Genomic DNA, 13,786 nt, shown 5'->3' with positions numbered 1-13,786 from the left:
ATGTCAGTCGCGCAGTTCGACGACCATTTCGATTTCGACGGGGATGCCGAAGGGAAGGTCGTGCATGCCGACGGCGGAGCGCGCGTGGCGGCCGCGTTCGCCGAAGAGCTCGATGAGGAGGTCGGAAGCGCCGTTGATGACGGCGGGCTGCTGGCCGAAATCCGGGGTGCAGCGGACCATGCCGAGGAGTTTCACGACGCGGGCGACGCGGTCGAGACTGCCGATTTCGCCCTTGAGGGAGCCGAGCAGGGCGAGGGCGGTGAGCCGCGCGGCGCGGTAGCCATCTTCCACGGTGAGGTCCTCGCCCAGTCGGCCGCGGACCAGCGGCTGGCCGTCGCTGCCCGTCGGGCCGTGGCCGGAGAGGAAGACGAGGCTGCCAGTGCGCACGGCGGGGACGAAGCTGGCGGGCGGCGCGAACGGCGGCGGCAGATCGAGGCCGAGCGCGGCGAGCCGGTCCTCGGGGCTCACCGGCGGCGCGCGGCGAGCCAGGCGTCGAGCTCGGGCTGGTGCTCTTCGAAGTGGCCGATGCCGGCACCCTGCAGGAGCCGGTTGCCGATGCGCGGGCGGCCGGACTCGGGGTCGACGCCGAAGCGGTCCTCCGGGAGGGCCTCGGCAGCGGCGCGGTAGGCCGAGTAGGCCGCGTCCCAGTCGTCGAGCGCGGCGCGGCCGGGGAGCGCGGCGGCCGCGAAGCGCTGGTTCCACGGCTCGGGGTCGGAATAGTCGACGCCGGGCGGCGTTGGGCGTTCGCCGCGCGCAACGCGTTCGAGGGCGCCGGTCATCTCGCGGTACCAGCCGGCCATGTGGGCGAGGAGCTGGGAGAGGTTCCACGTGCCGAGCCAGGTCTCGGCGTACGCGGCGTCGTCGAGGTCGGCGATGCCGGCGCGGAACCGGCGGTAGCCGTCATCGAGGGCGGCGAGGGCTTCGGACTTGCTGGACACGCGGAACCTCCTTCACTGCCGGCCGGCGGTCAGGCGATGCCGGCGAGCTTCTTCGCGTACTCGAGGGCGCGGCGGCCGTCGTAGGCGCGGCTGATCATGAGCTTTTCGGCTTCGAGGGAGCCCTCAGCGTGGATGGCGAGGACAGCGTGGTAGCCGCCGAAGTCGCCGGTGGTGAGGTCGCTGACCATGTTCATGGCGCGGGTGCGGACTTCGCCGTCGACGCCGGCGCGGCCGCCGAGGTACTTGCGGAGCAGGTCGCCGGTTTCGGGGTTGGCGAAGTCCTCGGCGCCGGGGCCGGTGACGAGCATGCCGCCGGCGATGTCCTGGACGTGCTGGAGCGCCTCGTGGTAGCCGTGGGCGAAATGGTACTTCGCCATGTTGGTCGTGAGCGGGTCGGGCGCGAAGATGCCGTGCTCGTCGCCCCGGCCGCGGAGGGCCGCCATTTCGGTGAGGGCGCGGAGGGTTTCGGCGTAGCTGATGAGGCGGATGAGCTTGTCGCGAACGTGGGCGGCCCGGGCGATGCCGTTGAGGTCGGCCATGAGAAGGGCCGAGCCGACGAGGGCATCGACGAGCGGGAGCTTGTAGGAGACCGCGGTGAAGCGGTGGTATTCGACGAAGCCGAGCGCGAGCGGGCCGGCGAAGTCGTATTCGCCCGCGAGGAAGACACGCTCCCAGGGGACGAAGACGTCGTCGAAGATGGTGATGGTCTCCATCATCTTCCGCTCGGCCGAGAGCGGGGCGTCGAACTCGTTCTTCGGGCTGCCGCCGTAGGGGCTGGCGACGAGCTTGAGGCCGGGGGTATCGACGGGAATGGCGAACGCGACGGCATAGTCAGCGTCGGCCTCGGCCATGGCGCGCGTCGGGAGGACGATGAGCTCGTTGACGTTCGTCGTGCAGCTGGTGTGGATCTTGGCGCCGCGCACCACGATGCCGTCCGGCCGGCGTTCGACGATGCGGGTGTAATAGTCGGGATGCGGCTGGTCGCGCGGGCCGAGGCCGCGGTCGCCCTTCACGTCGGTCTGGGCGACGGAGACGGCGAGGTCGTTGTCGCGGCAGTGGCGGTAGAACGCCTCGACGCGGCGGTAATATTCGGTCTCGTACTTCTGGTCGACCTGGCGGGCGACGCGGTGGAGCGCGAAGAGCGCGTCGGTGCCGATTTCTTTGACGAGGACGACGAGCGTCTTGCCGAGGGCGGTCGCAGTCTCGATGAGGCGGGAGCGCTGGAGGAGGTCGTCGGTGGAGGCCGGGATTTTGTAGTAGCGGGAGTAGGGCTGGCCGTCTTCGCCGGTGACGACGGCCAGGTCGCGGTACTCGGGATTTTCGGCCATCTCGAAGTCGAGGCAGGCATGGTGAACGGCCTTCTTGATGACCGGGTGGGTCGTGACGTCGGCGACGCGTTCGCCGCGGTAGTAGACGGTGCGGCCGTCTTTGAGGGAGTCGATGTACTGCTGGGGGGTGCGGAGTCCCATGTGGGGGAGCTGTCCTCCGGGGCGGTGAGTGGGGCGGCCGGGCCGCCGTGGAGGATTGTACGCCCCGGCAGGCGGTTGGTTCTGCGGGCGCGAAGAGGGCCCCTCAGAAGCGGGGCCCTCGCTTCGATCGTGCTGCTCCCTGTCGACCCGGCCCCGCTCGGGCGCGCCTCGACCGGAGGCTACGAGCGCGTCAGCGCCGGGTTCGAACCGGCCGGGGAAGGGAGCCTGCGCCCGGCCCGCCGCAGCGGGCCTCACATCGGACGGTGCCACCTCCGAAGCCAGGCGTGGATGCGATGTTTCACCGGGTCACCTCCTTCGATGGGCTGGGGCCGGGACTATCTCTGCACGACCCAGACTCCGTAGAGGGCGTGGAGGCGGTGGGTGTTGCGCTTCATCGCTCATCCCTCCTTCCCGGGCGTTCGGCCGGGGTTCGGCCGAGGCTCCAAAGTGAGTATCGAGCAGGCCGGGAGGCGCGTCGCGGGCCATTGGGTGCAGCCGCGCTGGGCAGAGCGGACCGGTTTCGACGGCTACATGCTCCGCAGGAGGCGGATGCGCTCTTCGATGGGCGGGTGGGTGTTGAAGAGGTTGTTGAGGAAGCTCTGGTGCTCGCGGAGCGGGTTGTAGATGTAGAGGTGGGCGGTCGCCTTGTTCGCGGCTTCGAGCGGTTCGGGGTCGGCCGCTATCTTCTCGAGGGCGCGGGCGAGCGCCTCCGGGTGGCGGCAGAGGAGCGCGCCGGAGGCATCGGCGAGGTATTCGCGCTGGCGGCTGATGGCGAATTTCAGCGCCTGGGCGACGATCGGCGCGAGGATGGCCGCGATGATGGCGAGGACGACGAGGATCACCGCCCCACCGCCGCCTTTGTTTCGGCTGCCGCGGCGGGCCCCGGCGCCCCAGTAGGTCCAGCGCAGGAAGAAGTCGCTGAGCAGGACGACGACGCCGACGAGGACGGTGGCGATGGTCATCACCCGGATGTCGTAGTTGCCGATGTGGGACATTTCGTGGGCGAGGACGGCTTCGAGCTCGATGGGTTCGAGCTTCTGGAGGAGGCCGCGGGTGACGACGATGTGGGCGTGCTGCGGGTCGCGGCCGGTCGCGAAGGCGTTCGGTGCGCTGTCCTCGAGCACCCAGGTGCGGGGCATCGGCAGGCCGGCCCCGATGGCCAGGTTTTCGACCCGGCGGACGTACTCCCACTCCTGCTCTTTGGTCACCTCGTGGGCGCCGGATATCGAGAGGACGACGCTGGAGGCGGCGAAATAGCTGAAGACCGCGTAGATGATGATGGCGATGCCGGCGATGCCGAGCGCGCCGAACGGCAGGCCGAGCGCGTAGATGATGAGCCCGGCGAGCGCGGTGGTGATGGCGACGAAAGCCACCATCAGGATCCACGTCGTGCGGCGGTTGGCCGCGATGCGGTCGTAGATGAGGACGGAGCCCGGGACGGGGGCGGAGGTCATGCGCGGAGGTTCGAGCCGCGAAAGCGGACGCGCTGCGTCAGTTGCTCACGAACGAGACGCGGACGTCCTCGCGGGCGGCGTCTTCGGCCTCGTAGAACTCGGCGGGCTCGAAGTTGAACATGCCGGCGATGATGGAGCTGGGGACGGTCGCGATCTTTTCGTTGTAGACGCGGACGTTGGAGTTATAGAACTGGCGGGCGTAGGCGATCTTGTCTTCGGTGTCGGTGAGTTCGCGCTGGAGTTCGAGGAAGTTCTGGTTGGCTTTGAGGTCGGGGTAGGCCTCAGCGACGGCGAAGAGGGAGCGGAGGGCGCCGGTGAGGATGTTGTCGGCCTGGGCCGCCTGGCCGGGCGTCTGCGCACGGTCGAGCATCGCGCGGGCGCGGGTGACGTTCTCCAGCGTCTCTTTTTCGTGGGCGGCGTAGCCTTTGACGGTCTCGACGAGGTTGGGGATGAGGCTGGAGCGGCGCTTCAGCTGGACGTCGATGCCGGACCAGGCCTCCTTGACGCGGATGCGGGCGCGGGCGAGGGAGTTGTACAGCCCGATGACCCAGAGGACGAGGAGGAGGACCGCGACGATGACGACGATGAGGACGATGAGACCGGTCACGAGGACGCTCCGTGGAGTGCTGCGGGCATGCTACCACAGACGGTAAAGGGCGCCGCGACGGGCGCCCTTTCCGATGTCAACCGGCGGTAACGAACCTAGACGAGGACGCCCTCGGCGAGGAGGTCGGCGACCTCGTCCATGGAGAGGCCGATGATGCGCTCGCAGACGTCCATGGTGTGCTCGCCGAGCAGCGGCGCGGGGCCGGGGACGGAGCCGGGGGTGGCGCTAAGGCGGAAGGCGGGGCCATCGTGGGCTTCGCGGCCCGCTTCGGGGTGCTCGACGTACTGGTAGTAACCGCGGGCGCGCATGTGGGGGTCGCGCTCGAGCAGGTCCTGCGCGTTCTGGACGACGCCGGCGGGGACGCCCGCAGCCTGGAGCGCGGCGGCCACGTCTTCGGCTTTGCGGTCGCGGACCCAGCTGCCGATGAGCGCCTCGAGTTCGTCTTCGTTGGCTTTGCGGGCGTCGAAGGTGGCGAACTTCGGGTCGGTCGCGGCTTCGGGGTGACCGAGGGCTGCGGCAGCGGCCGCCCATTCGCGGTCGTCGCGGCAGGCGATGACGACCCAGCGGTCGACGGAGCCGACGGATTCGGGGTCATCGGCGCAGCGGAAGGCGCCGTGGGGGCTGTAGTTGAGGCTGCGGTTCCCCATGCGGGAGGGGTTCTCGCCGTTGACGAGATATTCGAGCACAGCGGTGCCGAGGGTGTTGACGACCGATTCGAGCTGCGGGAGTTCGATGAGCTGGCCCTTGCCGGTGCGGTTGCGGTAGCGCAGGGCGGCGAGAATGGCGGTGACCGTGTGGCCGGGGTTGATGACGTAGTCGGGGTAGTTGGTGCCGACGCCAATCGGCGGGCGGTTGGGGAAGCCGCTCATGTGGCTGATGCCGGTGACGGGCGTGAGGACGGCGCCGAAGCCGAGGAAGTCGCGGTGGGGGCCGGTGAGACCCTGCATCGGCGCGTAGGCGGCGATGATGCGGGGGTTGCGCGCGCTGATCTGCTCATAGCGGAGGTTCCACTTGTCGATGACGCGCGGGGTGAAGTTGGTCAGGAAGATGTCGCACTTCTCGATGAGCCGGTAGGCGACTTCCTGCCCTTTCGGGACGTTGAGGTTGAGCTGGAGCGAGAGCTTGCCGGTGTTGAAGTTGTTGAAGTAGCCCGAGACGTTGTAACCGGACTTGAAGGTGCCGTCCGGGTTCATGGCAAACGGGTGGACCCGGCGGAGGCCGTCGGGCCGGGTTTCGGACTCGACGCGGACGACTTCGGCGCCGAACTGGGAGAGGGTGTTGCCGGCGATGGGGCCGGCGCCGTACCACGAGAAATCGGCGACGCGGAGGCCTTCGAGGGGTTTTTTCGGCATCGGGAGCTCCTTAGCGCAGCTGCGCGAGGATGGCGTCGGTGTGTTCGCCGAGCCGCGGCGGCCGGGCGATGACGGCGGGGGTTTCGGAGAGACGGTAGGGCGGGCCGGGGAATTCGACGGTGCCGCCGAGCGGGGATTCGATGCGGACGAACCAGTCCCGGGCGCGGAGCTGGGTGTTCTCAGCGATGTCTTTCGGGGTCGAGACGATCCCGATGAGGAGCTGGCGCTGCTGGCCTTCTTCGTAGGCTTCGCGGGCGCTCATCGTCGCGAAGAAGTCGAGAATCGTCTTCGTGATGACCGGGATGTGGGGCAGGACGTCGGCCGCCGCCGCGGGGTTGGACATGAGCTGGGTGAGCCAGGCCATGTTGAGCTGGTTGACGATCGTGCGGTAGGGCTCGTCGTCGAGCGGGCCCTGGAGGCCTTTTTCGCGCATCCAGTCGACGAGGGCGGGGAGGTCTTTGCCGGCGGGGGCGAGGATGTAGAGCGAGACGTAGCCGTCGGTGCACTTCGCGACGCCCGTCGCCGGGAGCGGGATGGGGAGCATGCCGAGCTCGCCGGTGCGGACGCGGTTGCGCTTTTGGAAGTCCCACGTCTGCATGGCGGTTTCCTGGGCCATGGAGAGGGCTTCCTGGGCGGAGACGTCGACGAGCTGGCCTTCGCCGGTCGCCTCGGCATGGAGGAGGGCCATGAGCGTGCCCTGGGCGGCCTGGATGCTCGCGGAGATGTCGGCCTGGCGGCCGTAGATCATGTTCGGCGGGTCGGCCGGTTCGCCGGCGAGGGTCATGATGCCGCCCATCGCCTGGCCGACGATGTCGCTGTACGCCCAGCCGGCGTGGGGGCCGTCCTGGCCGAAGCCGGTGACGGAGGTATAGACGATCGTGGGCTTTTCCGCGCGGAGGGTCTCGTAGCCGAGGCCGCGTTCGGCCAGGAAGCCGACGGGGTTGTCCTCGAGGACGATGTCGGCGGTGAGGGCGAGCCGCCGGGCGAGCGCGCGCCCTTCATCCGTCTCGAGGTCGAGCACGACGGACTTCTTCGAAGTGTTGTGGACCCAGAAGGCGAGGGAGGCGTTCGGGTCGCCCTCGTGGCCTTTCACGAAGGGGCGGGCATGGCGGAGGCGGCCGCCGCCGGGCGGCTCGACCTTGATGACCTCGGCGCCGAGGTCGGCGAGGAGGCGGCCGCAGTAGGCCGCGGTTTCATCGGCGAATTCGACGACGCGGATACCGTCGAGGGCGCGGTCGGGCATCGGTCAGGACTCCGGGACGGCGGTGACGCGGGCGGGGAGGTCGCGCGCGAGGATCTGGGCGGCCTGGGCCACCATGTCGTGGAGGATGTCGGCGGCGGGGCGGATGCGGTTGAGCATGCCGGAGATTTGACCGGCGGCGTTCATGAGGAGGTCTTCGCGGCCGGCCTGGCGGCAGGAGTAGACGAGGTCCTGGATGAGCAGGCCCTGGAGGCCCATCGGCAGGGCCTGGATGCCGGCGGCCTCCCAGGCCTCGATGAGCGGGTTGGTGATGTTGCGCATCGTCTTGCCGGAGTAGAGGCGGGTGACGCGGGTGTCCTCGTCGGTGGCGGCGAGGATGCGCTGCTTCTGGAGAGCGGGCTGATTCGCTTCTTCGGAGACGAGGAAGGCGGTGCCGCACCAGACGCCGATGGCGCCGAGCGCAAGGGCGGCGACGATGCCGCGGCCATCGGCGATGCCGCCGGCGGCGACGACCGGCGTCGGGGCGACGGCGTCGACGACCTGGGGGACGAGCGCCATGGTGGCGACGCGGCCGGTGTGGCCGCCGGCTTCGGTGCCCTGCGCCACGACGATGTCGACGCCGGCGGCGGCGACGCGCTTCGCGTTCTTCACGTTTCCGACGAGGGCGAGGACTTTCGTGCCGTTCGCCTTGAGGCGGTCGAGCCAGGGCGCGGGACTGCCGAGGCCGCTGGCGAAGACGGGCACCTTCTCTTCGATGACGACTTCCATCTGCTCGTCGGACATGCCGCCGGTGCGCGGGCGGCGGGGCTCAGCGGCAGGCTCGCGGGGCATCTCCTGCCAGGGGACACCGAGTTCTTCGACGATTCTTTTCAGGCCTTCGCGGGCTGCTGCCGGGATGAGCTCGCGGGGGTCGCGTGGCATTTCACCACCGGCGGCGCCGCCCATGTAGTTGGACGGAAGCAGGAGATCGACACCAAAGGGCTTATCGGTCAGAGAGCGGACCTTGCGGATCTCTTCGCGCAGGCGCTCGGCGCTGAAGCCGGCGCCGCCGATGACGCCGAGGCCGCCCGCGTTCGAGACCGCGGCGACGAGGGGAGCGGTCGCAACAGGACCGGTGAGACCGCCGGCGACGGGACCCATGCCGGCGAGGATGACCGGGTATTCGATGCCCAGCAGGTCACAGAGCTCCGTGCGGAGCACGGGACGTCCCATGAGAGCCTCCGTTGGGGGGAGTTGGCGGCGAGTATACGGGACGGCCCGGGAAGCCGCAGGCGCGGTTGGACCCGGCCGCGCGCTCACGCGAAACTGGAGCCATGCATACACCGGTCACCCCGTGGGTGCTGGCGGGGAGGATTTTCGCCATCATCGGGATGGCGTTCACCGCCGCCTGCGCCATCCTGTTCCTCGTCGTGCCGCTCTGGTGGTGGGCGCTCGGGTCGGCGCTGGCGTTCGCACCGTTCTTCCTGCTCATCGTGCTGGTGGAGCGGTACCAGTCGAAGCACGGCCTCATCGGGCCGGAGCCCGCCGTGCCGGACGATGGGGATTCGGACTAGCCTCGCGGCGCCCCTGCTGGCGGCGGCGGTGCTGGCCGGCTGCCAGGCCTCGGCGCGGTTCGACGGCACGCCGCTCGACCGCTACCTGTGCGAGGCAGCCGACCTGCCGTTCGACTTCATGGAGCAGACGCGGGGGGACTTCACCGCCGCGGACCTCGGCGGGCTCTCGCGCGAGCCGGAGGCGCGGAAGGCGGAGTACCGGGCGGCGGGGATGGAGGGCGGGCGGTTCGTCTTCTGGAAGCAGAGCCTGCCGCGGCCGCCGTTCGAGGCGCCGGTGAACGTGGTTTGCCAGGCACTTTCGTTCGAATCGGCGGCGCAGGCCGAAGCGTGGGTGGCAGGGATCACGGCCGAGCCCGCGGCCATCCGCGATTCGGGGCTCCTGTGGGCGCCGCTCGATGGTTCGCGGGCGGAGGAGCTGCCGAGCCCGGCCGGGCGGCTGTTCCGGCTCGAGGCGGCGGAAGGCGACGCGCGGGTGACGCTCTACGCCCTGCACGAGGCGCGGGGAAACGTCGTGCTCAGCGTGTTCGTCGGCGACCGGGATGGACGGACGGAGGCCGCGACGGCGCTCGCCATCGCGGCCTCGCGGGATGCGCGGCTGGGGGAGAGCGCTACTTCGGGGTCTCGGTGATCTGGATGGTCTGGATGGTGACGGGCTCGATGGGCCGGTCGCCCTGGCCGACCTGGACCTTGCCGATCGCCTCGACGACGTCCATGCCGGAGATGACCTCGCCGAACGGGTAGAACTTGTTCGCGCTCGGGTTGTCGTAGTCGAGCGACGGGTTGTCCTTCAGGTTGATGAAGAACTGGCTCCCGAACTGGGTCTGGCCGGAGACCTTGGCCATCGCGATGGTGCCCTTCTTGTTGCGGAGCTCATTCGGTTCGTCCTGGGTCTGGTAGCCGGGGCCGCCGGTGCCGGTCGCGGTGGGATCGCCGCCCTGGATGACGAAGTTCGAGACGACGCGGTGGAAGGTGGTGTTGTCGAAGTAGCCCTGCTTCGCGAGGAAGACGAAGCTGTTGACCGTGTTGGGGGCGACGTCGGCGAAGAGGCGGACGGTGAAGTCGCCCTTGCTGGTCTTGAAGGTGGCGGTGTAGGTGTTCTTCGTCGCGTCGATGACCTGCTCGGCTTTTTCGAACTGCTTCGGCGCGGGCGTCGGGCTGCCGGTGGGCGAGGCGTCAGCGGTGGACGTCGCGGCCGGCGTCACGGTGGGAAGCGCGTCGGGATTGCCCTGGTCGAGACCGCCCGTCGTAAGAACGGCGGTGACGACCATCGCAACGGCCACGACGACACCGATGACAGCGAACCAGCGGACATCGCCGAGGACGTTCATCGGGAAGCCGGGCTTGTAGATCTCGGACGGTGAGGCGTGGCTGAGCTGGTAGGTGCGGCGTCGCGATGGCTCCTGCCGCAGGTGTTGCAGCTCGCGTCGTTTGCGCTTGGGCACGGTGGTACTCCGGGTGGACGGCTGCTGGGGTTGATAGCCGGCTCGTGGCCAGTATACGGAGGCCGGGAATTGCGACCAATTTGGCAGCCGGCTGGCGGGAAAGGGCCGGTCTAGCGCCGGTAGCCGAGCTTTGCGAGCTCTTCGCGGGCAACCTCGCGGTCATCCCAGGGGATGACCTGGTCGCCGTAGACGATGGACTTCTCGTGGCCTTTGCCGGCGATGACGACGATGTCGCCGTAGCGGGCCATGGCGAGGGCGGCGGCGATGGCTTCGCGGCGGTCTTCGATTTCGAGGAAGTCGGCGCCGCGCTGGCGGCCGGCGCTCTCGGCGTGGCGGCCGATTTCGCGGACGATGGCAGCCGGGTCTTCGGAGCGGGGGTCTTCGTTCGTGAAGATGGCGAAATCCGCACCCTCGGCAGCAGCCCGGCCGACGCCGAACCGGCGGCCGGGGTCGCGCTCGCCGGCGGCGCCGACGACGATGATGAGCCGGCCCTGGCAGACATCTCGGAGGACTTCGAGGACTTTGCGGACGGCATCGCCGGTGTGGGCGTAGTCGACGATGACGTCGAAGGGCTGGCCGGCGTCGATGCGCTCCATCCGGCCGGGGACGCCGGGACATTCGCCGAGGCCGCGGGCGACGGCCTGGAGGTCGGCGCCGACGGCGAGGGCGCCGGAGGCCGCAGCGAGGACGTTCATCACGTTGAAGAGCGCGGGGAGGCGGATGGAGCACTCGGCCATGCCGCCGGGGGTGACGATGCGGAAGCTGGTGCCATCCGGCCGGAGGATGATGTTGCGGGCGACGATGTCGGCGTTGCGGGCCTCGAGGCCGAAGCGGATGGCCTCGGCGCGGGGCGCATGGCTGAGCATGTACTCGGCGCTCGGGTCGTCGGCGTTCACGACGGCGTGTTTGCCGACGCCTTTGTCGGCGGCGACCTCGAGGGCGGCGAAGAGCCGGGCCTTGGCGTCGCGGTAGGCCTCGAAGGTCTGGTGGAAGTCGAGGTGGTCGCTGGTGATGTTCGTGAAGATGGCGACGTCGTATTCGACGTGGTCGAGGCGGTGGAGGGCGAGTCCGTGGCTGGTGGATTCGACGATGGCGTAGTCGCAGCGGGCGTCAGCCATGCGGCGGAGGAGGCGCTGGACTTCGGGCGCCTCGGGGGTCGTCATGCGGGCGGTGACGTGGCCGGTTTCGCCGGGGAGGTAGGTATCGACCGTGCCGAGGCGGCCGACGCGGGCGCCCGCGGCTTCGAGGGCGCTCGTGAGGAGGTGGGAGGTGGTGGTCTTGCCATCGGTCCCGGTGATGCCGATGACGACGAGTTCCCGGCCGGGGTGGCCGTAGAACCACGCGGCGGCAGCGGAGAGCGCCGGGCGGGTGGCGGGGACTTCGACGAGGGCGAGGCCGGGCGGGAGCGGCGGCAGCTCATGGCCGGCTTCGACGAGCGCGGCTGCCGCCCCGGCCGCGGCGACGTCCGGGAGGAAGCGGTGCCCATCGACGGTAAAGCCTTTGATGGCGACGAACAGGCTGCCGGGGCCGGCGAGGCGCGAGTCGTGGTGGACGGCAGAGATGGCCGCGCCGGGGTCGCCGCGCAGGAGGCGGGCGCCGGGCAGCTCGGCGAGGAGACCGGCGAGGGTGCGGGGTGCAGTGTGGGAATCGGTCGTCACGGGTCGATGGTAGTGCGGCGGGCGGCCGGTGTCGCGGCCTACTCGAGGGCGCGCAGGAGGTCGAGGAAGTTCCCGAGCATCCGCGCGGTCGCGCCCCAGATGAGGTCGTCGCCGAAGCGGTAGGCCTGGAAGACGTATTCGCGGCCGTTGATGATGCGGCGGTCGGGCACGAGGTTGCGGGGGTCGCGGAGGTGGCTGAGCGGCACTTCGAGCAGGTAGGCGACCTCTTCGCTGCTGAAGCGCCATTCGTAGGGGTAGCGGTCGAGCCAGCCGACGAACGGGGTGACGAGGAAGTTGGAGACGGTGACCATCTGGTCGAGTTCGCCGAGGACGTCGACGTCGTCGGGGCGGACGCCGATCTCCTCGTGGGTCTCGCGGAGGGCGGTGTAGCGGACGTCGGGGTCGCCGGGGTCCATGACGCCGCCGGGGAAGCTGATTTGGCCTTTGTGGTCGCGGACGCGGTCGGTGCGCTTCTGGAAGATGACGTGGGGACCGCCGGGCCGGTCGTGGAGGAGCAGGAGGACGCCGGCGGGCGGAAGGGGCGGGTCGGGCTGCTGGCGGGCCGGTTCGTAGCTGGCGAGGAGGCGCCGGACGTCGTCGCGCATCGGGCCTACGGCCTTGCGGAGAGGTGGCGGCGGCGGGTGGATTCGACGAGCTCCGCCCAGATCCGTTCATCGAGGTCGCGGGCTGCGGCGCCGGGCGTCTGCTCGACGGCCGCGTGGAGGTCGATGAGGGCGGCGCGGAGGAGGTCGTTTTCGCGCTGGAGGTCGGAGACGCGCAGCGAGGCGGCTGCCGGGGCGGCGAGTGCCTGGGGCACCGACGGGGGAACCGACCCGCCGAGGAGGTCGCGGCCGGCGGCGAGGAGCTCGCGGACGATGCGGTTTTCGGTTACGAGGCGGTCGGCGGCGCGGTCGAACTCCTCGGCGACCATCATGTCGAGCATGGCAGCGATGCCGACGAGCTGCTGCCCGAACGGCGTGGGAATGCGAGGCAGGACCTCGGAGAGGAGGTTGGCGGCGACGCCCTGGAGGACGCGGGGCGGCGAGGGGTTCACGGCAGCCTCCCCATGGTGCGCAGGAGGTACTGGTCCTGGGCGTTGATGAGCGAGTAGGCGACGAGCGGGAGGATGAGCTCGTTGGTGCGGCCCTCGGCGAAGGAGCGGGCGCCGGTGACCCAGATGCCCTGGCACTTTACGTGGCTGAAGACCTCCCACCAGTAGAGGGCGGCGGGGTCGGCGCGGAGGCCCGAGTACCGCTCCCAGTGGGCGATGGCCGTCTCACGGTCGACGATGCCGCCGGGGCGGCCGTCTTTGGCCCAGTGCCAGGACTGGTTGAACGACCACGCGAGGTCTTCGAGCGGGTCGCCGAGGTGGGCCATCTCCCAGTCGACGATGCCGTAGATGCCGCCGTCTTCGCGGTAGAGGAAGTTGCCGACGCGGTAGTCGCCGTGGACGACGCTGATGCGCTGGGCGGGCGGCGGCGGGTTCGCGCGGAGCCAGCGGATGGCGGCCTTCATGATGGGCTGGGGCTCCATCGCCTCGGTGTCGAGGATGCGCTCCCAGTGGTCGAGTTCGTGCTGCCACGCGGTTTCGGGCGTCGGGACGTGGGCGACGCGCTCGATGCCGGTGCCGCGCCAGTCGAAGGTCGCGATGGCGGCGAGGATGCGGTACATGTTCTCGGCGATTTTCGGCTGCACGGCGGTGTAGGGCGGCGCGATGATCCGGGCGGTCGCGCTTTCGCAGCCGAGGATGCGGTCCATGATGAAGAAGGGGCCGCCGAGGACAGAAGGGTCGTTTTCGAGCCAGCGCATGCGGGGCACGGGGACATCGGTGCCCCAAAAGGCGGAATAGAAGGCGTACTCCGCTTCGCGGTCGGTTTCGAGGAGCGAGGCGGGCGGGTCTTTCCGGAGGACGAAGGGGGCGGTCTGGCGCCCGCCGACGGGGTCCGTCCACTCGGCATCGAACATCCACGTTTCGCGCGATGCGCCGCCGGGGATGCGGAGGAGGTTGGTGACCCGGACGTCGGCCGCTTCGAGCCGGGGGGCGAGGTAGCGTGCGAGTGCTTCTTCCACGGGGCGGAGGGAAGGTTACGGGGTCGCGGGGCAGTGTCAAGG

Annotated in this window: 15 protein-coding genes; 2 read left to right on the top strand and 13 right to left on the bottom strand. The window is 69.9% G+C overall.

The features are described from left to right. Positions 1–3 precede the first annotated feature (3 nt). The 8 genes from N2041_RS09310 to N2041_RS09275 form a co-directional block, all read right to left on the bottom strand. Positions 4–468: a RidA family protein gene (locus tag N2041_RS09310; RefSeq protein ID WP_297678077.1), complete on the bottom strand. Its 465-nt coding sequence runs from the start codon at positions 466–468 to the stop codon at positions 4–6. Next, positions 465–938, bottom strand: a complete 474-nt coding sequence (locus tag N2041_RS09305; protein ID WP_297678075.1) for a maleylpyruvate isomerase N-terminal domain-containing protein — start codon at positions 936–938, stop codon at positions 465–467. The genes N2041_RS09310 and N2041_RS09305 overlap by 4 nt, the downstream gene beginning before the upstream one ends. A gap of 29 nt (positions 939–967) precedes the next feature. Then, positions 968–2,407: a 4-hydroxyphenylacetate 3-hydroxylase N-terminal domain-containing protein gene (locus N2041_RS09300; protein ID WP_297678073.1), complete on the bottom strand. Its 1,440-nt coding sequence runs from the start codon at positions 2,405–2,407 to the stop codon at positions 968–970. A 527-nt stretch (positions 2,408–2,934) separates the two neighbouring features. Beyond that, a complete protein-coding gene (locus N2041_RS09295; protein ID WP_297678071.1) occupies positions 2,935–3,861 on the bottom strand; it encodes a M48 family metallopeptidase in 927 nt (308 codons plus the stop codon). A gap of 37 nt (positions 3,862–3,898) precedes the next feature. Continuing rightward, complete coding sequence (locus N2041_RS09290) at positions 3,899–4,468, bottom strand: LemA family protein (protein WP_297678069.1); 570 nt, start codon at positions 4,466–4,468, stop codon at positions 3,899–3,901. Positions 4,469–4,563: 95 nt separating this feature from the next. Then, entirely contained in the window at positions 4,564–5,820 is a 1,257-nt protein-coding gene (locus N2041_RS09285) for a CoA transferase (protein WP_297678067.1), read from the bottom strand. Positions 5,821–5,830: 10 nt separating this feature from the next. After that, complete coding sequence (locus N2041_RS09280; RefSeq protein ID WP_297678065.1) at positions 5,831–7,063, bottom strand: CoA transferase; 1,233 nt, start codon at positions 7,061–7,063, stop codon at positions 5,831–5,833. A 3-nt stretch (positions 7,064–7,066) separates the two neighbouring features. Further along, positions 7,067–8,233: a nitronate monooxygenase family protein gene (locus N2041_RS09275; protein ID WP_297678063.1), complete on the bottom strand. Its 1,167-nt coding sequence runs from the start codon at positions 8,231–8,233 to the stop codon at positions 7,067–7,069. 101 nt (positions 8,234–8,334) lie between these two features. Between N2041_RS09275 and N2041_RS09270 the strand changes: the two genes are divergently transcribed. Both N2041_RS09270 and N2041_RS09265 read left to right on the top strand, forming a co-directional pair. Beyond that, positions 8,335–8,574 carry a hypothetical protein gene (locus N2041_RS09270; protein ID WP_297678061.1) on the top strand — a complete coding sequence of 80 codons (240 nt, stop codon included), beginning with the start codon at positions 8,335–8,337 and terminating at the stop codon, positions 8,572–8,574. Beyond that, positions 8,558–9,202, top strand: a complete 645-nt coding sequence (locus N2041_RS09265) for a hypothetical protein (protein WP_297678059.1) — start codon at positions 8,558–8,560, stop codon at positions 9,200–9,202. Before N2041_RS09270 ends, N2041_RS09265 begins: the two co-directional genes overlap by 17 nt. On the opposite strand, the gene N2041_RS09260 is transcribed toward N2041_RS09265, so the two are convergent. The 5 genes from N2041_RS09260 to N2041_RS09240 all read right to left on the bottom strand — a co-directional run bounded on the left by N2041_RS09260 (position 9,183) and on the right by N2041_RS09240 (position 13,744). After that, on the bottom strand, positions 9,183–10,016 hold the full coding sequence (locus N2041_RS09260) for a peptidylprolyl isomerase (RefSeq protein WP_297678057.1): 834 nt from the start codon (positions 10,014–10,016) through the stop codon (positions 9,183–9,185). The genes N2041_RS09265 and N2041_RS09260 overlap by 20 nt on opposite strands. Positions 10,017–10,126: 110 nt before the next feature. Further along, a complete protein-coding gene (locus N2041_RS09255; protein ID WP_297678055.1) occupies positions 10,127–11,674 on the bottom strand; it encodes a UDP-N-acetylmuramoyl-L-alanyl-D-glutamate--2,6-diaminopimelate ligase in 1,548 nt (515 codons plus the stop codon). Positions 11,675–11,712: 38 nt separating this feature from the next. Further along, positions 11,713–12,279 (bottom strand): CoA pyrophosphatase, encoded by a 567-nt coding sequence (locus N2041_RS09250; RefSeq protein WP_297678052.1) that lies wholly within the window; start codon positions 12,277–12,279, stop codon positions 11,713–11,715. A 5-nt stretch (positions 12,280–12,284) separates the two neighbouring features. Beyond that, positions 12,285–12,728: a hypothetical protein gene (locus N2041_RS09245; protein ID WP_297678050.1), complete on the bottom strand. Its 444-nt coding sequence runs from the start codon at positions 12,726–12,728 to the stop codon at positions 12,285–12,287. Further along, positions 12,725–13,744 (bottom strand): phosphotransferase family protein, encoded by a 1,020-nt coding sequence (locus tag N2041_RS09240; RefSeq protein ID WP_297678048.1) that lies wholly within the window; start codon positions 13,742–13,744, stop codon positions 12,725–12,727. The genes N2041_RS09245 and N2041_RS09240 overlap by 4 nt, the downstream gene beginning before the upstream one ends. Positions 13,745–13,786 lie beyond the last annotated feature (42 nt).

It is taken from the genome of Tepidiforma sp., from assembly GCF_026419595.1.
Taxonomy (GTDB): Bacteria; Chloroflexota; Dehalococcoidia; order Tepidiformales; family Tepidiformaceae; genus Tepidiforma.
Note: the sequence above shows the minus strand (reverse complement) of the source record. Positions and strands in the feature narration are given on the sequence as shown.

What these genes read in the sequence shown, in the direction of transcription:
- N2041_RS09295 (WP_297678071.1), bottom strand. Translation starts at nt 3,861, where the DNA reads ATGACCTCCGCCCCCGTCCCGGGCTCCGTCCTCATCTACGACCGCATC.
- N2041_RS09270 (WP_297678061.1), top strand. Translation starts at nt 8,335, where the DNA reads ATGCATACACCGGTCACCCCGTGGGTGCTGGCGGGGAGGATTTTCGCC.
- N2041_RS09265 (WP_297678059.1), top strand. Translation starts at nt 8,558, where the DNA reads ATGGGGATTCGGACTAGCCTCGCGGCGCCCCTGCTGGCGGCGGCGGTG.
- N2041_RS09300 (WP_297678073.1), bottom strand. Translation starts at nt 2,407, where the DNA reads ATGGGACTCCGCACCCCCCAGCAGTACATCGACTCCCTCAAAGACGGC.
- N2041_RS09250 (WP_297678052.1), bottom strand. Translation starts at nt 12,279, where the DNA reads ATGCGCGACGACGTCCGGCGCCTCCTCGCCAGCTACGAACCGGCCCGC.
- N2041_RS09280 (WP_297678065.1), bottom strand. Translation starts at nt 7,063, where the DNA reads ATGCCCGACCGCGCCCTCGACGGTATCCGCGTCGTCGAATTCGCCGAT.
- N2041_RS09285 (WP_297678067.1), bottom strand. Translation starts at nt 5,820, where the DNA reads ATGCCGAAAAAACCCCTCGAAGGCCTCCGCGTCGCCGATTTCTCGTGG.
- N2041_RS09275 (WP_297678063.1), bottom strand. Translation starts at nt 8,233, where the DNA reads ATGGGACGTCCCGTGCTCCGCACGGAGCTCTGTGACCTGCTGGGCATC.